The organism is Sphingobium limneticum (assembly GCF_008710165.1).
In the GTDB taxonomy this organism is placed as follows: Bacteria; Pseudomonadota; Alphaproteobacteria; order Sphingomonadales; family Sphingomonadaceae; genus Sphingobium; species Sphingobium limneticum.
Map to the genome: position 1 here is coordinate 66,028 of NZ_VYQA01000007.1, position 19,353 is coordinate 85,380.

20 protein-coding genes are annotated in these 19,353 nt (G+C 65.8%); 11 read left to right on the forward strand and 9 right to left on the reverse strand.

The features are described from left to right. Positions 1 to 145: 145 nt before the first annotated feature. Positions 146 to 436 (reverse strand): 4a-hydroxytetrahydrobiopterin dehydratase, encoded by a 291-nt coding sequence (locus F4U95_RS10930; RefSeq protein WP_150425698.1) that lies wholly within the window; start codon positions 434 to 436, stop codon positions 146 to 148. A gap of 40 nt (positions 437 to 476) precedes the next feature. Between F4U95_RS10930 and F4U95_RS10935 the strand changes: the two genes are divergently transcribed. Genes F4U95_RS10935 through F4U95_RS10945 form a run of 3 tightly spaced genes read left to right on the forward strand, consistent with a single transcriptional unit; the run spans position 477 to position 2,124 of the window. Continuing rightward, entirely contained in the window at positions 477 to 884 is a 408-nt protein-coding gene (locus F4U95_RS10935) for a metallopeptidase family protein (RefSeq protein WP_150425810.1), read from the forward strand. Then, positions 881 to 1,480 carry a heme ABC exporter ATP-binding protein CcmA gene (ccmA, locus tag F4U95_RS10940; RefSeq protein WP_150425699.1) on the forward strand — a complete coding sequence of 200 codons (600 nt, stop codon included), beginning with the start codon at positions 881 to 883 and terminating at the stop codon, positions 1,478 to 1,480. Before F4U95_RS10935 ends, ccmA begins: the two co-directional genes overlap by 4 nt. Beyond that, entirely contained in the window at positions 1,477 to 2,124 is a 648-nt protein-coding gene (locus F4U95_RS10945) for a heme exporter protein CcmB (protein WP_150425700.1), read from the forward strand. Before ccmA ends, F4U95_RS10945 begins: the two co-directional genes overlap by 4 nt. Before the next feature lie 165 nt (positions 2,125 to 2,289). Here F4U95_RS10945 and F4U95_RS24915 read toward each other — a convergent pair whose 3' ends face one another. After that, the gene (locus F4U95_RS24915) at positions 2,290 to 2,685 is read right to left on the reverse strand and encodes a hypothetical protein (protein ID WP_211363976.1); all 396 of its coding nucleotides are present in this window, start codon (positions 2,683 to 2,685) and stop codon (positions 2,290 to 2,292) included. 397 nt (positions 2,686 to 3,082) lie between these two features. Between F4U95_RS24915 and F4U95_RS10955 the strand changes: the two genes are divergently transcribed. Further along, entirely contained in the window at positions 3,083 to 3,973 is an 891-nt protein-coding gene (locus tag F4U95_RS10955; protein ID WP_150425702.1) for a DMT family transporter, read from the forward strand. A 63-nt stretch (positions 3,974 to 4,036) separates the two neighbouring features. Here F4U95_RS10955 and F4U95_RS10960 read toward each other — a convergent pair whose 3' ends face one another. Then, on the reverse strand, positions 4,037 to 4,315 hold the full coding sequence (locus F4U95_RS10960) for a chorismate mutase (RefSeq protein WP_120252126.1): 279 nt from the start codon (positions 4,313 to 4,315) through the stop codon (positions 4,037 to 4,039). Positions 4,316 to 4,419: 104 nt separating this feature from the next. Here F4U95_RS10960 and F4U95_RS10965 point away from each other — a divergent pair, with 104 nt between their 5' ends. The 7 genes from F4U95_RS10965 (at position 4,420) to F4U95_RS10995 (ending at position 13,125) form a co-directional block, all read left to right on the forward strand. Continuing rightward, complete coding sequence (locus F4U95_RS10965; protein WP_150425703.1) at positions 4,420 to 5,448, forward strand: polyprenyl synthetase family protein; 1,029 nt, start codon at positions 4,420 to 4,422, stop codon at positions 5,446 to 5,448. 110 nt (positions 5,449 to 5,558) lie between these two features. Beyond that, positions 5,559 to 6,338, forward strand: a complete 780-nt coding sequence (locus F4U95_RS10970) for a TSUP family transporter (RefSeq protein WP_150411926.1) — start codon at positions 5,559 to 5,561, stop codon at positions 6,336 to 6,338. Positions 6,339 to 6,417: 79 nt separating this feature from the next. After that, positions 6,418 to 8,964 (forward strand): ATP-dependent helicase HrpB, encoded by a 2,547-nt coding sequence (gene hrpB, locus F4U95_RS10975; RefSeq protein WP_150425704.1) that lies wholly within the window; start codon positions 6,418 to 6,420, stop codon positions 8,962 to 8,964. 55 nt (positions 8,965 to 9,019) lie between these two features. Then, the gene (locus tag F4U95_RS10980; RefSeq protein ID WP_120252128.1) at positions 9,020 to 9,298 is read left to right on the forward strand and encodes an ETC complex I subunit; all 279 of its coding nucleotides are present in this window, start codon (positions 9,020 to 9,022) and stop codon (positions 9,296 to 9,298) included. A 120-nt stretch (positions 9,299 to 9,418) separates the two neighbouring features. After that, positions 9,419 to 9,661: an acyl carrier protein gene (locus F4U95_RS10985; protein ID WP_150425705.1), complete on the forward strand. Its 243-nt coding sequence runs from the start codon at positions 9,419 to 9,421 to the stop codon at positions 9,659 to 9,661. Positions 9,662 to 9,769: 108 nt separating this feature from the next. Continuing rightward, on the forward strand, positions 9,770 to 10,999 hold the full coding sequence (gene spt / locus F4U95_RS10990; RefSeq protein WP_150425706.1) for a serine palmitoyltransferase: 1,230 nt from the start codon (positions 9,770 to 9,772) through the stop codon (positions 10,997 to 10,999). Positions 11,000 to 11,121: 122 nt separating this feature from the next. Then, positions 11,122 to 13,125 (forward strand): ATP-binding protein, encoded by a 2,004-nt coding sequence (locus F4U95_RS10995; protein WP_150425707.1) that lies wholly within the window; start codon positions 11,122 to 11,124, stop codon positions 13,123 to 13,125. Here F4U95_RS10995 and F4U95_RS11000 read toward each other — a convergent pair. From F4U95_RS11000 to gcvT, 6 genes are all read right to left on the reverse strand, one after another. Further along, the gene (locus tag F4U95_RS11000) at positions 13,082 to 13,972 is read right to left on the reverse strand and encodes a hypothetical protein (RefSeq protein ID WP_150425708.1); all 891 of its coding nucleotides are present in this window, start codon (positions 13,970 to 13,972) and stop codon (positions 13,082 to 13,084) included. The two genes, F4U95_RS10995 and F4U95_RS11000, sit on opposite strands and share 44 nt — an antisense overlap. A 56-nt stretch (positions 13,973 to 14,028) precedes the next feature. Beyond that, the gene (locus F4U95_RS11005; protein WP_150425709.1) at positions 14,029 to 14,673 is read right to left on the reverse strand and encodes a DUF938 domain-containing protein; all 645 of its coding nucleotides are present in this window, start codon (positions 14,671 to 14,673) and stop codon (positions 14,029 to 14,031) included. Continuing rightward, positions 14,670 to 16,241 carry an aminomethyl-transferring glycine dehydrogenase subunit GcvPB gene (gene gcvPB / locus F4U95_RS11010; protein ID WP_150425710.1) on the reverse strand — a complete coding sequence of 524 codons (1,572 nt, stop codon included), beginning with the start codon at positions 16,239 to 16,241 and terminating at the stop codon, positions 14,670 to 14,672. The genes F4U95_RS11005 and gcvPB overlap by 4 nt, the downstream gene beginning before the upstream one ends. Further along, positions 16,238 to 17,596 carry an aminomethyl-transferring glycine dehydrogenase subunit GcvPA gene (gene gcvPA / locus F4U95_RS11015; RefSeq protein ID WP_150425711.1) on the reverse strand — a complete coding sequence of 453 codons (1,359 nt, stop codon included), beginning with the start codon at positions 17,594 to 17,596 and terminating at the stop codon, positions 16,238 to 16,240. The genes gcvPB and gcvPA overlap by 4 nt, the downstream gene beginning before the upstream one ends. 147 nt (positions 17,597 to 17,743) lie before the next feature. After that, the gene (gene gcvH, locus F4U95_RS11020; protein WP_150425712.1) at positions 17,744 to 18,115 is read right to left on the reverse strand and encodes a glycine cleavage system protein GcvH; all 372 of its coding nucleotides are present in this window, start codon (positions 18,113 to 18,115) and stop codon (positions 17,744 to 17,746) included. 27 nt (positions 18,116 to 18,142) lie between these two features. Next, positions 18,143 to 19,291: a glycine cleavage system aminomethyltransferase GcvT gene (gene gcvT / locus F4U95_RS11025; RefSeq protein ID WP_150425713.1), complete on the reverse strand. Its 1,149-nt coding sequence runs from the start codon at positions 19,289 to 19,291 to the stop codon at positions 18,143 to 18,145. Between the last annotated feature and the right edge of the window lie 62 nt (positions 19,292 to 19,353).

Consider the following 19,353-nt stretch of genomic DNA (forward strand, 5'->3'; position numbering starts at 1 on the left):
TGGTGGATTGGCGGACATGCCCCCGACATTCGTCGCCCCGGGCTTGACCCGGGGCCCCGCTGCCTACGTAAACCCAGGATCAAAGAAAGCGGGATCCCGGGTCAGGCCCGGGATGACGATATTGCTTTATTCGCTTGTTGCCTGATTACTCCGCCAACCCGTCGATCAATTTGGCCAGATCGATGTCCCGCTGCGACAATCCTCCGGCGTCGTGGGTGGTAAGAACGATGTCCACCCGGTTATAGACGTTCGACCATTCGGGATGATGGTCCGCCTTTTCGGACAGGATTGCGACGCGGGTCATGAAGCCGAAGGCGCCGACGAAATCGGTGAAGGTGAAGCGGCGGGAAATGCCGTCCGGGTCCGATACCGGCGTCCATTGCGGCAGGTCCGCCAGCGCAAGCGCCCGTTCCTCATCGGTCAGTTTACCAATCATGTCCCTATCCTCATGAAATGCCTTGGGGTATGTGGCAGGCATGTCGTCCAACGGTCAACCGCCCCGCTTCGCTCCCACCAGGGAAGAGATTGAGACGCTGGCGCTTGTTGCGCTGAGCCGACTGCCCTCCCCCTTTACCGAACATCTGTCCGATGTCGTGCTGTTCGTGGAGGATTTTGCGGACGCGGCGATCCTGAAAGAGATGGAGCTGAGCGATCCGTTCGAACTCACCGGCCTGTATAGCGGGCGGTCGATCGGGCAGGAGGCGCAGACCGGGGACGGGCCGCCGACCGTGCATCTGTTCCGCCGGCCGTTGCTGGACGAATGGGTGGAGACGGGCGTGCCGCTGGACGCGCTGATCACCCATGTGGTGGTGCATGAAATCGGCCATCATTTCGGCCTGTCGGATATCGACATGCATGTCCTGGAGGACATGGTCACCCTATGACCGGCGCGGCGTTGCGCCTGACCGATGTCGCCTGCCTGCGGGGCGGGCGGATGTTGTTTGCTGGCGTGAACCTGACTCTGGAGCCGGGCGGCGGGGCGTTGCTGACCGGGCCGAACGGGGTGGGCAAGTCCAGCCTGCTGCGGGTTTGCGCCGGGCTGCTGCCCGCCTTTGCCGGGACGGTGGCGTGCAGCGGCGGCGTGGCGATGACCGACGAGCGGCTGGCGCTGGATGGCGAGTTGCCGCTGCGCGATGCCCTGTCCTTCTGGGCGAAGCTGGACCGCGCCGGGCAGGAGGCGGTCGATGCCGCGCTGGCCGCGATGGCGCTGAAGGGGCTGGCGCAGGTGCCGGTGCGGATGTTGTCGACCGGGCAGCGCAAGCGGGCGATGCTGGCGCGGGTCATCGCAAGCGGGGCCGGCGTCTGGCTGCTGGACGAGCCGGGCAATGGGCTGGATATGGCATCGCTGGACCTGTTGGGCCGGGCCGTGGCCGGGCATCTGGCGGCGGGCGGGATCGTGGTCGCGGCGTCGCACCAGCCGCTGCCGATCGACGCGCCGGTGACGGTCGCGCTCTCCGATTATCAGGCCGAGGCGGCATGAGGGTCTTGTGGTTGCTGGCGGTGCGCGATTTGCGCCAGGCCTGGGCTTCGGCGGGCCTATGGCTGCCGATCGCCTTCCTGCTGCTGGTCGCCAGCCTCTATCCCTTCGCGGTCGGGCCGGATGCGGCGTTGCTGGGGCGGACCGGCGGGGGGATGCTGTGGATCGCGGCATTGCTGGCCAGCCTGCTGCCGGTCGATCGGCTGGTCGCGCCGGACATGCAGGCCGGCGTGCTGGACCAGATTGCGCTGCGTGGCGTGGGCGAGGAACTGGTGGTGACGGCGCGGCTGCTGGCGCACTGGCTGGGGTTCGGGCCGCCGTTGATGATCGCCACCCTGCCTGCGGCCGCGCTGCTGAAGCTGGATGGCGCGACGATCATGACGCTGGAACTGGGGCTGCTGATCGGGACGCCGGCGCTGGCGGCATTGGGGTTGCTGGTGGCGACGCTGACGGCGGGGCTGCGGTCGAGCGGGGCGCTGGCGGGGCTGTTGGCGCTGCCGCTGGCGGTGCCTTTGCTGATCTTCGGCGCAGGGACGCTGGGCGATGGGAGCGGCGCGGCGTTCAAATTTCTGGGCGCGGCGTCCTTGCTGCTGGTGGCGATCACGCCCTTTGCAGGCGGGGCGGCGATCCGGGCCGGGCGGGAATAGGATTTCGGGCGCAAGAGTCTTTTGTCACCGCATTTTGCGAGCCGTCATCTGTTCCAGATGACTTCAAAATGCTCTAACTTCGCACATTTCCCACATGTTTCGATATTTTGTTGCGCGCGCCTGATCCTATTGGAAACTGTTGCGGCAATCGACTGCACGGCGCGATCATGGCATTATTGCGTGCAATAGGACAGCTTTGCGCCCCTGCTTCATTGACGGGTGCCTGCGAATCAGGCAGCTTCCCTTACGGAAGTCGATAAAAATCGACGCCATCGAGAGGATGCCACCATGAACCGAATTCGCGCGAATTCCGGAAATGCCTTTCATCGGCTGCTCGTTCGATGCCTGGCGGAACAACATCAACCCACAGACGAGGAGATCGATCTGGTCGCGGGCAAGATCTGGCACGAAAGCTACGGATCGCAGACCGGCCAGCCATGGGTGGAGGTCGTGCCCGACAGCGTGACCCATCGGCAGATGATCGGCGCGGCGAAAATGGCGCTGCGGCCGCAGTTGCGGTGCGAGCTGGGGGCTGGATAAAGCCGTGCCGGATTGCGCCATGTCCGTTGGCAAGGTCGGACTATGGAGGCGCATCGCGGCATTACGGCAGAGCATCCGGAGATAAGCGCGAAGTCATGCCATGGTCCGTACAGGTCCACCTCATAGCGAAATGCGTCGGGGCCAAACCTTGGGACGTGTTCCCCGGCGCAGGCCGGGGTCCAGGTTCCACGCGCTGAACTGGACCCCGGCCTGCGCCGGGGAACGCACGGCGAAAGGCATTTGCCCATTGGTGCCGGCTCTAACGGGATGGGTTTTTACGGCAGGATGCGAGCCTCCGTGTCGGTTACGCCCTCTTACCGCGTGACGGGATCGACGAGGGCCACGCCTGACTGGCGCATCCCGCCTCCTCCCTTCCTCCAGCTCGACATCGCCCGGCCCTTGCGCCAAAGGCGGCGGCATGTTCGGTCTTGTCGCGCCCATCCTTTTCGTCCTCATCTGGTCCACCGGTTTCATCGTCGCGCGGGCGATGGTGCCACATGGCGCACCGGAGCTGATCCTGGCGCTGAGGCTGACGGCGACGGCGATCCTGCTGAGCGGCGCGGCGCTTTATGCGCGGCAGGCCTGGCCCAGGGGGCAGCGGCTGGGGCTGCATCTGGCGGCGGGCGCGATGCTGCATGGCTTCTATCTGACGCTCAGCTGGTGGGCGGTGAATAACGGCATGCCGGCCGGCGTCATGTCGCTGCTGGGGTCGCTGCAACCGCTGATGGTGGCGGTGGTGAGCGTAGCGCTGTTGGGCGAGCGGCTGCCGGGGCGTGCCTGGGGCGGGCTGGCCATCGCGATCATCGGCGTGGGCTGCGTCCTGACGCCCGCGATCGCGCGATCGGGCGCAGGTGCGATCAGCATCGTGCCGGCGGTCGTGGGGATGATCGCGGTGCTGGCGATGGCGGGCGGTACGCTGATCCAGCGCGGCGCGATCGCGGGCGACGGCATCGCTGTGTCGGGCGCGGTGCAGAATATGGGCGGCGCGCTGGTGGCGATCGCCGCGACCTTGCTGGTCGGCGAATATCGTTGGGACGGGGCGCCGATCCTGTGGATCGGCCTTGGCTGGTCGGTGCTGGGCCTGTCGGCCGGTGGCCTGTCGCTGCTGGTGTGGCTGGTGCGGCATCAGGGAGCGACGCGCATGTCGATGCTGTTGCTGCTGGTGCCGCCATTGGCCGCGATCGAGGCGTGGATTTTGTTCGGCGAGCGGCTGGGGCCGGTGCAACTGCTTGGCTTCGCACTGGCGCTGGGCGGGGTGCTGATCGGGCGGTCGCAGGGTAAGAAAGTGGGGGTCGTGGAGCCGGCCTGACCGGTCTGCGCGTCCTTCGACAGGGGCAGAACAGGCTTCGCTCGAAACGAACGGCCGGCGAAATTACCCCTCGCGCAGCTGCTCGTGGTGGCGGATGACTTCGTCGATGATGAAGCGCAGGAATTTTTCGGTGAAGTCGGGATCGAGCTTCGCGTCAAGCGCCAGCTGGCGCAGGCGGGTGATCTGGCGATCCTCCCGGCCGGGGTCGGCGGGGGGCAGATCGTGAGTCGCCTTATGTTCGCCGACGGCCTGGGTGATCTTGAAACGCTCGGCCAGCATGAACACCAGCGCCGCGTCGATATTGTCGATGCTTTCGCGATAGCGGTTCAAAGTCTCGTCCACTTGGGCCTCCGGTTCCAGATGGCGCGCTTTTTGCCGCATCCGGCGCCTTGTGCAAGCTATTCCCGCTTGCCTTTCACATTTTGCACCGCCACATGGGCGCGGTCATGACAGCACCCGCCCCCGGTAACGTCCACCCGATCGGCCGCGCGAACGCCGCGCCTTCGCTCGCCCCCATCATGTCGCTGGTTGCCGACGGCATGAACCAGGTCAATGCCGTGATTCTGGACCGGATGCAGTCGCGCATCCCCCTGATCCCGGAACTGGCCGGTCATCTGATTGCAGGTGGCGGCAAACGCTTGCGGCCGATGCTGACATTGGCCTGCGCCGACCTGGTCGGCTATGCCGGTGCGCGCCATTACAAGCTGGCCGCCGCCGTCGAGTTCATCCACACCGCCACGCTGCTGCACGACGATGTCGTCGACGGATCGGGGCTGCGTCGGGGTCGCAAGACCGCCAACATCATCTGGGGCAACAGCGCCAGCGTGCTGGTAGGCGATTTCCTCTTCTCCCGCTCGTTCGAACTGATGGTCGAGGCGGAGTCGCTGAAGGTTCTGAAAATCCTGGCGAACGCGTCGGCGGTGATCGCCGAGGGCGAGGTGAACCAGCTGACCGCCCAGCGCAAGATCGATACCAGCGAAGAACAATATCTGGACATTATCGGCGCCAAGACCGCCGCCCTGTTCGCCGCCGCCTGCCGCATTTCTGCCGTGGTCGCCGACCGCAGCGAGGCCGAGGAGCAGGCGCTGGACGTCTATGGCCGGAACCTTGGCATCGCATTCCAGCTGATCGACGACGCGATCGATTATGAATCGGACGGCGCGACCATGGGCAAGGATGCGGGCGACGATTTCCGCGACGGCAAGGTGACTTTGCCGGTGATCCTGGCTTATGCGCGTGGGTCGAGCGAAGACAAGGTCTTCTGGAAGGCGGCGATCGCCGGCCACAAGATCAGCGACGAAGATCTGGCCCATGCCACCGGCCTGCTGCGCCAGACCGGCGCGATCGCCGACACGATGGCGCGCGCGCGCCATTATGGCCAGCGCGCGATCGACGCCTTGGGGCGCTTCGATGCCGGTCAGGCCAAGGCGGCCCTTACCGAAGCGGTCGAATTCGCTATTGCGCGGGCCTATTGAGGTTTTCCGGCGTCTGATCGTTCGATCAAACGCCATCCCCTGACAAAGAAAGTGCAGGGCTTCGACAGGCTCAGCCCGAACGGGTCAGAGGGCGGAGCCGGATTCCGCCCATGATCCTTTCCCCCGAAACCATCGCTTTTCTGGTCGCCGCAGCGACAATGGCCGGGTGCGTCGATGCGATGGCGGGCGGCGGCGGGCTTATCACCCTGCCCGCTTTGATGGCGGTGGGCATTCCGCCGGTACAGGCGGTGGCCACCAACAAGCTGCAAAGCTGTTTCGGCACGTTCGGCGCCTGCGTTGCCTATGCCCGGCGCGGGCATATGGATTTGAAGACATATAAATGGCCGATCATCGCGGCCTTTGTGGGGTCCGTGGGCGGCGCATGGCTGCTCCAGCGGGTCGATCCGTCGATCCTGGCGGGGCTGATGCCCGCATTGCTGATCGCGATGGCGGCCTATTTCACTTTCTCCCCCAAGCTGGGCGATGCGGATCGCCATGCGCGGGTGGGCATAGCGGGGCTGACCGGGCTGGTCGGGGTCGTGGGTTTTTACGATGGCTTTTTCGGGCCGGGTGCGGGCGCATTCTATACCACGATCCTGCTGGCGCTGGGCGGACTGTCGATCCTGCGCGCCACAGCGCAGACGAAGGCGGCGAATTTCGCGAGCAATGTCGCCGGGCTGCTGACCATGTTGGCGGGCGGGCATGTGATCTGGATCGCGGGCCTGGCCATGGCCGTGGGCAGCATCACCGGCGGGCAGATCGGGTCGCATCTGGCGATGCGCTTCGGGTCGCGCCTGATCAAGCCGTTGTTGATCATCATGTCGCTGGCGCTGACCGCCAAGATGCTGCTGGACCCGAAAAACCCGATCCATATCTATCTGTTCGGGTAAAGACGGAACACAAGCAACGATCCGCCGGTAGTGGCAGGCCGCCTTGCGCTTCGCCCCGATTGGCGCGAGAGGAAGGGCAATGAGCGACCTGCCGATCCCCCTGCCCATTCATGCCGTGCTGCCCGACCTGCTTTCCGCGTTGCGGACGGGGAGCAATGCCGTGCTGGTGGCGCCGCCGGGCGCGGGCAAGACGACAGCGGTGGCCCCTGCCCTGCTGAACGAGCCATGGTGCGAGGGACAGGTGCTGCTGCTGTCGCCACGCAGGCTGGCGGCGCGGGCGGCGGCGGAGCGGATCGCCGAAATGATGGGCGAACAGCCGGGCGGCACGGTCGGCTATGCGACGCGGATGGACAGCAAGCTGTCGGCGCGCACGCGGCTGCTGGTGCTGACCGAGGGTATTTTCGTGCGGCGGATACAGGATGATCCGGAACTGACGGGCGTGTCCGCCGTGCTGTTCGACGAAGTGCATGAGCGCAGCCTGGACAGCGATTTCGGGCTGGCGCTGGCGCTGGATGCGCAGGAGGCGTTGCGGCCCGACCTGCGGATCGTGCCGATGTCGGCGACGTTGGATGGGGCGCGGTTCGCTTCTCTATTGAACGGCGCGCCGGTGATCGAGAGTGAGGGGCGCATCCAGCCTCTGGAGCTGCGCCATATCGGGCGCGCGGCGGAGAAGAAGATCGAGGATGAGATGGCGACGGCGATCCGCCGGGCGCTGAGCGAGGAAGCCGACGGCGACCTGCTCGCCTTCCTGCCGGGCGTGCGGGAGATCGAGCGGACGGCGGAGCGGATAGAGGGCGGCGCGATCGAGGTGCATATGCTGCACGGCTCGCTCGATCCGGGAGCGCAGCGGGCGGCGATCCGGCCGTTGCGGTCCGGCGCGCGCAAGGTGATATTGGCCACCTCCATCGCGGAAACCAGCCTGACCATCGATGGCGTGCGGATCGTGGTGGATAGCGGGCTGGCGCGGCGGCCGCGCTATGACCGGGCCGCCGGCGTGACGCGGCTGGTGACGGAGCGGGCCAGCCAGGCGTCGGCCACGCAGCGCGCCGGGCGAGCGGCGCGGCAGCGGCCGGGCGTCGCCTATCGGCTATGGGAAGCGGCGGCGAGCGCGGGGATGCCGCCGTTCGATCCGCCCGAGATATTGGAGAGCGACCTTTCGAACCTGCTGCTGGATTGCGCGCTGTGGGGGGTGAGCGATCCCGGCGCGCTGCGCTGGCTGGATGTGCCGCCGGCCGCTGCGGTCGAGGAGGCGCGCAAGAGGCTGACGGTGCTGGAGGCGCTGGACGGCGATGGGCGGATCACGGCGCATGGGAAGGCGCTGGCCAAGCTGCCTCTGTCACCCAGGATCGCGCATATGCTGGTGCGGGCGGGCGAGATGGGAATGGCCGAGGTTGCGGCGGATGTCGCGGTGCTGCTGGGCGAGCGGGGGATTGGCGGGCAGGATACCGACCTGACGCTGCGGCGGCAGCGCTGGCAGCGGGAAAGCGGCAAGCGGGCGGATGCGGCACGAGGGTTGGCGAAAAGATGGGCGAAACTCCTTTCCCCCCTCCCTATTAGGGAGGGGCTGGGGGTGGGTGGCTCCGCAGGAGGCTCGCTACGCTCGCCACCCACCCCAACCCCTCCCTTGAAAGGGAGGGGCTATTCTGATCATGCCGTCGGCATCGCGCTCGCCCTTGCCTTTCCGGATCGCATTGCGAAGCGGCGCTCTGCCGATGGTGCGGATTGGACGAGTGTGGGCGGGCGCGGTTTTCGGCTTGATCCGCTGTCGCCGCTGGCGCGGGAAGAGTGGCTTGCCGTGGGTGAGGTGCAGGGTAGCGCTGCGGGCGCGCGGATCTTGTCCGCCGCGCCGATCGATGAGGCGGATGTGATCGCCTTGTTCGGCGCGCGGATTGCGACCACACGCACGGTGAAATTCCGTCCCGCCAATGGCGGGATCGAGGCGCTGCGCGAACGGCGGCTGGGCGCGGTGCGGCTGTCGAGCGGGTCGGATGATCGGCCCGATCCCGATGCGGTGGTCGCGGCTTTGGTCGACGGCGTGCGGCAGGGCGGGCTGGACCTGCTGCCCTGGTCGGAGGCGGCGCAATCGCTGCGGATGCGGGGCGCATTTGCCGGGCTGGAGGCGCTGTCCGATGCAGCGCTGATCGAGACGCTGGACGAATGGCTGCCATCGCTGCTGACGGTCAAGCGGCGGCTGTCGGATATCGACCGGTCGCAGCTTTCGGGCATACTGGAGGGGCTGATCGGATGGGATGGGAAGAGCCAGCTGGATCGGCTGGCCCCGCCCGATTTCCGGTCGCCTGCGGGCAGCAACCATGCGATCGACTATGCGGCCGAGGGTGGACCGCGCGTGGAATTGCGGGTGCAGGCGCTGTTCGGACTGGCCACGCATCCGACGGTGGGAAGCGAGCGCATTCCACTGGTCCTGTCGCTGACGTCGCCGGCCGGGCGGCCGATCCAGACGACGCGCGATCTGCCCGGTTTCTGGGCGGGCAACTGGCGCGATGTGGCGAAGGAAATGCGGGGGCGCTATCCGCGCCATCCCTGGCCCGACGATCCGGCCGGCGCGAGCGCCACATTGCGGACCAAAAATGCCGATGCCAGAGGACATGGTGCCCGCAAGTCTTGACTTCGCGGCGGCCACTGGTGCAACGCACAATGACGAATTTACGGAGTCTTTCGCGATGAGCGCGCGCATTTACCAGATCCAGAAGAACGCCCTCCAGTCCGGCAAGGCGCTGACCCACAAATGGGTGCTGGAATATGCGCCGGCCGAAGCCAAGAAGGCCGATCCGCTGACCGGCTGGGCCGGGTCGGGCGACACGCAGCAGCAGTTGAAGCTGAGCTTCCCGTCGCAGGACGCGGCGGTCGCTTATGCGCAGAAGCAGGGCGTGGCCTACACCGTCATCGCGACCCCGCCCAAGACGCTGAAATTGCAGGCCTACGCCGACAATTTCCGGTAAGCGGACGCAAAAGCCATTTCATATTCGGGCGCGATGCTGCCCGATTGACGCCTTATTCGCTTGCCAAAGAGCGGGATGAGGCGGCAAATGCCGCGCTTTGACGGAAAGAATTTACCGATAATGACCGATCGCACCGCCATTTTCGACAGCGTCGCCACGCAGATCGAGCCTTTCAACAAGAAGGGCGTCGCACTGACCGAAGCCACCAGCTTCGCCGGCGACCTGGAGTGGGACAGCCTGACGGTGATGGATTTCGTCGCGGCCATCGAAGATGAGTTCGACATCATCATCACCATGAACATGCAGGCCGAAATCGAAACCGTCGGCCAGTTGGTGGACGCGGTCGCGAAGCTGAAGGGCTGATACGCCCTTCCTCCTTCCGTTCGGTTCGAGCTTGTCGAGAACCCAAGTGCTGATGGTTCTCGACAAGCTCGAACCGAACGGCGGTTTTGACTTGAACGGAATTTTTCTATGACCGACGCCACCGCGACCGAAACGCGCGACCTGTTTTCCAAATTCGATCCGCTGATCAACGAGCGCGAGGCGCTGCTCGCGACCGGCGTGCGCGATCCCTATGCGATCGTGATGGATCAGGTGCTCTCGCCCACCCGCGCGATCATCAAGGGCAAGGAAACGATCCTGCTCGGCACCTATAATTATATGGGCATGACCTTCGATCCCGACGTGGTCGAAGCGGGAAAGAAGGCGCTGGACGAGTTCGGCGCGGGCACGACCGGCAGCCGCGTCCTCAATGGCACCTATCAGGGCCACAAGGAAGTCGAGGACGCGCTCAAGGAATTTTACGGCACGTCGGGCGCCATGGTTTTTTCGACCGGTTATCAGGCGAATCTGGGCATCATCTCCACCCTGGCGGGCAAGGGCGACTATGTCGTGCTGGACGCCGACAGCCATGCGTCCATCTATGACGGCTGCGGCCTGGGCAATGCGGAGATCGTGCGGTTCCGCCACAACAGTGTCGAGGATCTGGACAAGCGCCTCGGCCGCCTGCCCGCCGACGCGTTGAAGCTGGTGGTGCTGGAAGGTGTCTATTCGATGCTGGGCGACGTCGCCCCGCTGCCCGAAATGGTCGCCGCGATCCGCAAGCATCCCAATTGCATGATCCTTTGCGACGAGGCCCATGGCATGGGCTTTTTCGGTCCCAACGGCCGTGGCGCCTATGAAGAACAGGGCGTGGAGGGCGAGATCGACTTCGTGGTCGGCACCTTCTCCAAGTCGGTCGGCACCGTCGGTGGCTTCTGCGTTTCGAACCATCCCAAGTTCGAAATTTTGCGCCTCGTCTGCCGTCCCTATGTCTTTACCGCGTCGCTGCCGCCCAGCGTCGTCGCCACCGCCGCGACCAGCATCCGCAAGCTGATGCATGCGGGCGAAAAGCGCGCGCATCTGTGGAAGAACAGCCAGCGGCTGCACAAGGGGCTGAGCGATCTGGGGTTCAAGCTGGGTAGCGAGACACCCCAGTCGGCGATCATCGCGGTGATCCTGAGCGACCAGATGCAAGCCGTCGCCATGTGGCAGACGCTGCTGGAGCTGGGCCTCTACGTCAACATGGCGCGCCCGCCGGCGACCCCGGCCGGCACCTTCCTGCTGCGCTGCTCGCTGTGCGCGGAGCATAGCGACGAGCAGGTGACGCAGATCATCGGCATGTTCGAGACAGCGGGCAAGGCGACCGGCGCGATCAGCTGACAAGATCCAGGCGCCATATAGCGACCGATGGAGCCATGGGTGCGACGGAATATCGCGCACCCATGGAACTTTTCATCGTCGATGTATCGCCTTGAGCCTTGTTCGGCTAGTGTAACGGTCCGATGGCCGATACCGACTTTCCTGGCGACCAATATGATTGGGGCCGCGCGCTTGTCCGGCGCGCGCTGCCGCTGTTGCTTGGCCTGTTGTTGGTCGGATCGCTGGGGGCGCTGATCTACAGCGCCAGCAATGCGTCGCGCGACCATGCCCAGGCACTGGCCGAACAGCAGAGCAGCTTCGAGGTGATCGCACTGGCGCGCGGGTTCGAAGCGCGGATGGCGCGCGCCGAAGTGACATTGGCCCGCTATGTGATCAGCCTGGACCCCGATACCGGACGCCTGTTCCAGGACCAGTGGCGCGGCGCCGCCAGCCAGTTGAAGACGCTGGGCTATGCGACGCGGGAGTCCGCCTGGCAAAGTGGCAATGTCGCGGCGCTGCGCTATGCCTTCATCGCGCGCGGCAAGACGCTGAACGAGATTGGTCTGCGCACCACCTACGATCAGAAGATGGGGGCGCTGGCGCGATTCCATCAGGCCGGCAAGAGCCAGGATCTGCGGCGCATCACCGCCCTGCTCGACCTAGTCATCAAGGCGGAGAATGACCGGCTGCGCGAACGCAGCCTGGCGGTGACGCTGGCGGGCGATCGCAACGAATGGGTGGGAAAGACGTCGCGGCTGGTCGGGCTGGCGATGCTGGTGTGCATATTGTTCGGCATCTGGTTCGCCAACACGGCCTTTCGCGAGCGACGCACGGCGCGGCGATTGGCGGAGGTGGAGAGCGAACGCGCCGATCGGCTGGAGGCCGCGGTTGCGGCGCGCACGGCCGAACTGTCGGACGCCTATGAGCAGTTGAAGCAGGAATCGGCGGAGCGCGCGGCGGCGCAGGATCATCTGCGCCAGATGCAGAAGATGGACGCGGTGGGCCAGCTGACCGGCGGTATCGCCCATGATTTCAACAATATGCTGGCGGTCGTCGTCGGCGGGCTGGAACTGGCAAAGCGCAAGATGGCGTTGAAGCCCGACGAAGCGGACCGGCATCTGGACAATGCGATGGAGGGCGCCAATCGCGCAGCGGCGCTGACCCGGCGGTTGCTGGCCTTTGCCCGGTCGGAGCCATTATTGCCCAGCGCCGTCGATCCCGATGCGTTGCTGAGCGGGATGGCAGACCTGATCGATCGGACGATCGGCGACCAGATCAGCGTGCAGTTCGCCGAGGGCGCGAGCGGATGGCGCATCTTCGTCGATCAGCATCAGATGGAAAATGCGATCCTGAACCTGTGCGTCAATGCGCGCGACGCGATGGAGGGGCGCGGGCGGCTGACGCTGGCGACGGGGCAGACATTGCTGTCCGACGGCGAAGTCGGGGAATGCATGGCGGGCGATTATGTGACCGTCAGCGTGACCGACGACGGGTGCGGCATGGCGCCGGACGTGCTGGCGCGCGTGTTCGAACCCTTCTTCACCACAAAGCCCGTGGGCAAGGGTACGGGCTTGGGCCTCAGCCAGATTTTCGGTTTCGTGCGCCAGTGCGGTGGTGAAATTCGCATCGAGTCGACGCCCGGCCATGGCACCGGCGTTCATCTCTATCTGCCGCGATCGACCGGGGTGCAGGTGGCGGTGGAAGCCGAGACCAGCTTCGCCCGCGCGCCGGTGGAACAGCCCCCCACGCGCATCCTGGTGGTGGAGGATGACGCGCGCGTGCTGAACCAGACGATGGCGGCGCTGAGCGAACTGGGCCATCTGCCGATCGCGTGCGACCATCCGGGCAAGGCGGCCAAGCTGCTGGCGAGCCATGGCGACATCGGCCTGATCATCAGCGACGTGTTGATGCCCGACATGACCGGGCCGGAAATGGTGAAGGCCCTGCCCGCGCGGTTCCAGCATCTGCCGGTGCTGTTCGTGACCGGGTATACCGGCGACGGCAATGACAGCGCCGATTTCGCAGGACATCAGGTGCTGCGCAAACCCTATACGCTGATGGCGCTGGGGCAGGCGCTGGGCCAGACGCTCAGCGACCAGAATCTTAACGGATTGCGCCGCCCCGGAACAGCCGCGGCAGCAGAGTGACCGCGCCCAGCAGCGGCCAGCGCCGCTGCCAGGGCTTGATCTCTATCTTCGTGCCGGCATGGCGATTGATCTTCCACGCCAGATAATCGATGCCGCCGGCATAGGTGAAGCTGGCCTTGGCCAGGCGCGTGACCGACAGCCGCTTGCCGCGCCGCTGAAGCTGGCGCCAAAGCGCGGGGGCATCGGCAGGCGACGGTGGCAGGCCATCGGCCAATGCGGCATCACCAAAGCGGCGATAACGGTCGGGATCGGCATCGACGATGGAGAGGGAGCGGCCCTTCTTCTCGGCGCGCAGTTCGGCATTATAGGTCAGGGTGAAGCCGGTCTTCCACAGATCGAGGGCATTCGCCGGCGTTGGCCCCTGCCCTTCGTGCATCGGCTTTGCCAGCGACAGGAGCGTCGGCGCGGCCTGCGCCACGGCGGCGATGGCGCGCTGGCGGGCAAGATCGTCCGAGGCCCAGAGCAGGCGCGAAGGTTGGGCGAAGCGCGCCCAGACCGAGACATTGTCCGCCGCCGGGCTGTTGAGGCGGGCGAAATCGGCTTCGGACAGGACCGCATATTTGGCGATCAGGCCATTATGTTCGAACGGGAAGACATTGGGCGGGATCAGCCGGTTGGCGGTCGCGAGCCAGCTTTTGCCGTAAGCGGTCGGATAGTCCGACACGATCAGGTAGAAATCGAGCATCAGCCCGTCGAGATTGGCCTCCCGCAGGCAGGAGCCGTAGAAGAGGACGGCGCGAGCGGCGGCGCAATATTGGGCGGCCAGCGCCCCGGCCATGGCGGCCGCGCGTGGATCGGCCGGGGACGAGAGTTCGGCGGTGACCAGGGAGAGGAGTTGGTTGGGCATTGTCTATATCATTCGTATCAAATCAATGCCGGCTTTCGCAGGCGCATGTCGTTCTTTCAATCCCGCCGTCGGAATAAGAGCGACAGATTGTTCGCGGGCATTTCGATCAGGCGGTCGAACCGCAGGCGCTGCATATCCGCTGCCGCGATCACATCCTCCACGCCGCGCAGGCCCCAGCGAGGATCGCGCGCCTTGAGCGAGGCGTCGAAGGCGAGGTTGCTGGGCGCGGTATCCACGCCTGCGCGGGTATAGGGGCCATAGAGATAGAGGAGGCCGCCCGGTGGCAGCGCCGCCCCTGCCCCGCGCAACAAGCCGAGTGTCGCGTCCCATGGCGAGATATGGATCATGTTGATGCAGAGAATGGCGTCGGCCTGAGCAAACGGCCAGTCGCCGGCGGCGTCCAATTGCATCGGCGCGCGGAGGTTCGAAAGGTTCGCGTCGGCGCGCCATGCGGCGATCGAGGCGAGCGCGGAGGGATCGGGGTCGGTGGGTTGCCAGTCCAGCGCCGGGAAAGCGGCGGCGAAGTGGACGGCATGTTCGCCGCTGCCGCTCGCGACTTCCAGCACAAGGCCGGAGGATGGGAGGGCGTCGCGCAGGATATCCGTGATGGCGTCACGGTTGCGCTGCGTCGCGAGGGCGTGGCGTTTTCCCGCGACGGCAGGGCCGGAACCCGGTTGCCAGGGTTCCGGCCTGTCGGTCATTCCGCGGCGATCGCCAGCGCGGAGTCGGTCCAGGTCAGGATCGGCTTGCGCGCGGCGAGCGTTTCATCGAGGCGTCGGCGCGGGGCGTGATAGGGTGCGCCCTTGAGCGCTTCGTCGCCCGCCTTGGCCCGCTCGGCCAGGCTGCGCAGGGCCATAATGAACTGGTCCAGTGCGGCCTTGCTTTCGGTTTCGGTCGGTTCGACCAGCATCGCGCCATGGACGACCAGCGGGAAATACATGGTCATCGGGTGGAAGCCTTCGTCGATCAGCCCCTTGGCGATGTCGAGCGTGGTGAAGCCTTCGGCCAGGCCCTTATCGCTGAACAGCGCTTCGTGCATGCACGGGCCGCTGCCGCCGAAGGGCGCGTCCAGCACATCGTCCAGGCTGCGCAGGATATAGTTGGCGTTCAGCACTGCGTCGTTCGCGACCTGGCGCAGGCCGTCCGCACCATGGCTGAGGATGTAGGTCAGCGCGCGGGTGAACATGCCCATCTGGCCATGGAAAGCGACCATGCGGCCGAAGGTATGGGCGTGGTGGTCCTCCGCCGTTTCCTCTTCGACCAGCGCAAAGCTGTCGCCCTGCTTTTCCACGAAGGGGAGCGGCGCGAAGGGCGTGAGCGCTTCCGAGAGCACGACCGGGCCGGAGCCGGGACCACCGCCGCCATGGGGGGTGGAAAAGGTCTTGTGCAGGTTGATGTGCATCGCGTCGACGCCCAGGTCGCCGGGGCGGACCCGGCCGACGATGGCGTTGAAGTTCGCGCCGTCGCAATAGACGAAGGCCCCGGCGGCATGGACCGCGTCGGAGATGGTCTTCATGTCGCGTTCGAATAGGCCGCAGGTGTTGGGGTTGGTGATCATCACCGCCGCAACATCGGGGCCAAGGCGGGCCTTCAAGGCTTCGAGGTCCACGCGGCCTTCGGCCGTCGCGGGAATATCCTCCACCTGATAGCCGCAGAAGGCAGCGGTGGCGGGGTTGGTGCCATGGGCGCTTTCGGGGACGAGGACGACGCTGCGTGCGTCGCCGCGGGCTTCCAGAGCGGCGCGGATGGCGAGCAGACCGCACAGTTCGCCATGAGCGCCGGCCTTGGGCGACATCGCGACCGAGTGCATGCCGGTCAGCGTCACCAGCCACGCGGCCAGCTCATGGATGACGGCCAGCGCGCCCTGCACGGTGGACTGCGGCTGCAACGGATGGATGTCGGCGAAACCGGGCATCCGCGCGACCTTTTCATTCAGGCGCGGGTTGTGCTTCATGGTGCAGGAGCCGAGCGGGAACAGGCCAAGGTCGATGGCGTAGTTCTGGCGCGACAGGCGGGTGTAATGGCGCACCGTTTCCTGTTCCGACAGGCCGGGCAGACCGATGCTGTCGGTGCGGGCGAGGCTGCCGAGGCGGCTGGCGACCTTCGGCGCGGCGGCGAAATCGACGCCGGTGGTGTCGGTCGAGCCGATCTCGAAGATCAGCGCTTCTTCCAGCATCAGCGCGCGATTACCGGTGGCGGTTTGCGGGGCCATATGGGCTTCCTTGACGGGAACGGGGGTGGTCGGGCGACCTTCCTTCAGCATGCTCATGCCAGTTCCTCCTCAAGCGCGGCGGCAAGACTTTCGATATCCTCCGCCGTGACGGTTTCGGTCACGGCGACGACCAGGCCGTTGCCGATCTGCGGTGCGTCGGGGAAGAGGCGGCCGAGCGAGACGCCAGCGAGAATGCCCTTGTCGGCCAGGGTGCGCACGACGTCGCGCGCATCCTTGGTCAGAACCAGCGTGAATTCGTTGAAGAAGCCGTCGTTGAGCAGCGTGACGCCCGGCACCTTGGCGAGGCGATAGGCCGCCTGCACGGCGAGGCCGTGGTTCAGCGTTGCGAGTTCGCGCAGGCCGCGTTCGCCCAGCAGGGTCATATGGATGCTGAAGGCCAGCGCGCACAGGCCCGAATTGGTGCAGATGTTCGACGTGGCCTTTTCACGACGGATATGCTGCTCACGGGTAGAAAGCGTCAGCACGAAACCGCGCTTGCCCGCCGCATCGACGGTTTCGCCGCAGAGGCGACCCGGCATCTGGCGCACATATTTCTGCTTGCAGCCGAACAGGCCGAGATAGGGGCCGCCAAACTGGAGGCCGACGCCGATCGACTGGCCTTCGCCCACGACGATGTCCGCGCCCATATGGCCCGGCGCCTTGATCGCCCCGAGGGCGACAGGCTCAGTGACGACCGCGACCAGCAGCGCGCCGGCCGCATGGGCGGCGTCGGCGAGCGGGGTCAAGTCGGCGATGCGGCCGAGAATGTCAGGATATTGGACGACGACGCAGCTGGTATCCTTGTCGATGCCGGCGATCAGCGCGTCGATGTCGGTCGCGGCGTCCAGGGTCGGCGCTCCATGCACCAGCGCGTCGCCGGTGAATTTCGCCATGGTGTTGGCGACCGAGACATAATGGGGATGCAGGCCGGACGAGAGCAAGGCCTTGCCGCGCTTGGTGATGCGGCGGGCCATGCCGATCGCTTCCCAGCAGGCGGTCGAGCCGTCATACATGGAGGCGTTGGCGACGTCGACGCCCAGCAGGCGTGCCACCTGCGTCTGGAATTCGAACAGCACCTGCAACGTGCCCTGCGCGATTTCCGGCTGATAGGGCGTGTAGGCGGTCAGAAATTCGCCGCGCTGGATCAGATGATCGACGCTGGCGGGCACATGATGCTTGTAGGCGCCGGCACCCAGGAAAAAGGGCGCCTCCCCTGCCGACAGATTTTTCCGCGCGAGCGCGCCCATGTGGCGCTCGACCGCCAGTTCGCTGGCATGATCGGGCAGGCCGGCGATGGTGCCGGTCAGGCGAGCCTCTGCGGGCACGTCCACGAACAGGTCGTCGATGGACGACGCGCCGATGACGGACAGCATATCCTGCCGGTCGGTGTCGGTAAGGGGTAGGTAGCGCATGTTCGAAAACTCCCCCCTCCCTACTTAGGGAGGGGCCGGGGGTGGGTCCGCCGCGCCAGCGGCGGCTCTTCGGGACAGGTTTCAGGCTCCCTGCGGTCGCCACCCACCCCAACCCCTCCCTTGAAAGGGAGGGGCTTTTCTTGTTGTTTAGAGGCTCGCCACGAACTTCTTGTAGGCGGCTTCGTTCATCAGGCCTTCCAGCTCGCTGGTGTCGGCGATGCGCAGTTTGAAGAACCAGCCATCTTCCTCGGCGTCGCTGTTGACCAGCGCGGGTTCGTCTTCCAGCGCGCCGTTGCTTTCGACGACTTCGCCCGAGATCGGGGCATAGACGTCGGACGCGGCCTTGACCGATTCCACGACGGCGGCGTCGTCGCCCTTGTCGAAGGTCGTGCCTTCGGCGGGCAGTTCGACGAACACGATGTCGCCCAGCTGTTCCTGTGCATAATCGGTGATGCCGACGGTGGCGATTTCGCCCTCTACGTCGATCCACTCATGTTCTTCGGTGAAATAACGGCTCATTCTACTACCCTCCGAAAATATGCAGACTCAGGCCTTGCGGCGATAACGATGCGGAACGAACGGCATCGGCGCAACCTCAGCGGCGATGCGCTTGCCGCGCACTTCTATTTCGAGCGCGGTCCCTTCCGCGCTGTGCGGCAGGCTGACCCAGCCCATCGCGATCGGTGCGCCCACGCTCGGCGCAAAGCCGCCGGACGTGACTTCGCCGACCTGGGTGGCGCCGATATGGATGGTCGCGCCTTCGCGGGCCGGCAGGCGACCTTCGATCTTGAGGCCGACACGCTTGGAACCCGGACCATCGGCCAGTTCCTTCATGACGCGGGCGTGACCGATGAAGCCGCCTTCCTCGCGGCGGCGCTTCTGGATCGCGAAGCCCAGGTCCGCACCGATGGTGCTGACGGCCGGCGACAGGTCATGGCCGTAGAGCGGCAGGCCGGCCTCCAGACGCAACGAATCGCGCGCGCCAAGCCCGATCGGCTTGACCTGCGGCAGTGCGCACAGCGCATCGGCGAGCAGGGTCGCGTCGTCGGCGGGAATGCTGATTTCGAAGCCATCTTCGCCGGTATAGCCCGAGCGGCTGATCCACAGCGGCACGCCGCGCCAGGTGAACAGGCCCGACTGCATGAAGAGGAGGTCGGCGGTTTGCGGGATGAGCGCAGCGAGCGCCTCGCCCGCTTGCGGCCCTTGCAGCGCCAGCAGCGCCTGATCGGCCATATGATTCATGACGACGGCGTCGGGCAGATGTTCGATGATCCAGCCGATATCGTCATATTTGGTCGCGCCGTTGACGACCATGTAGATGGCGGCGCCTTCGAACGCACCGTCGCCCGGCCGCGATACCATCAGGTCGTCGAGAATGCCGCCTTCATGGTCGAGCAGCATGGAATAGCGCTGGCGGAAGGGCTTCAGCCCCTTGATGTCGCTGGGCAGCAGGGTTTCGAGCGCCTCGTCCACGCCCTCCCCACTGAAGGTCAGCTGACCCATATGGCTGACATCGAACAGGCCGGCATGTTCGCGGGTCCAGCTATGTTCGGCCATGATGCCTTCATATTGGATAGGCATATGATAGCCGGCGAAGCCGACCATGCGCGCGCCACGGGCGCGGTGCCAGGCGTCGAGCGGGAGCGCTTCGAGCGGCAGGTCTTCGAAATGCGTGGCGTCTTGCGTGCCGGACATGAGCGGCCTTTCCGTGCAGGAGGTGGTAGCGACAGCATAGACAGGCCCGGAGTCGGACCTGT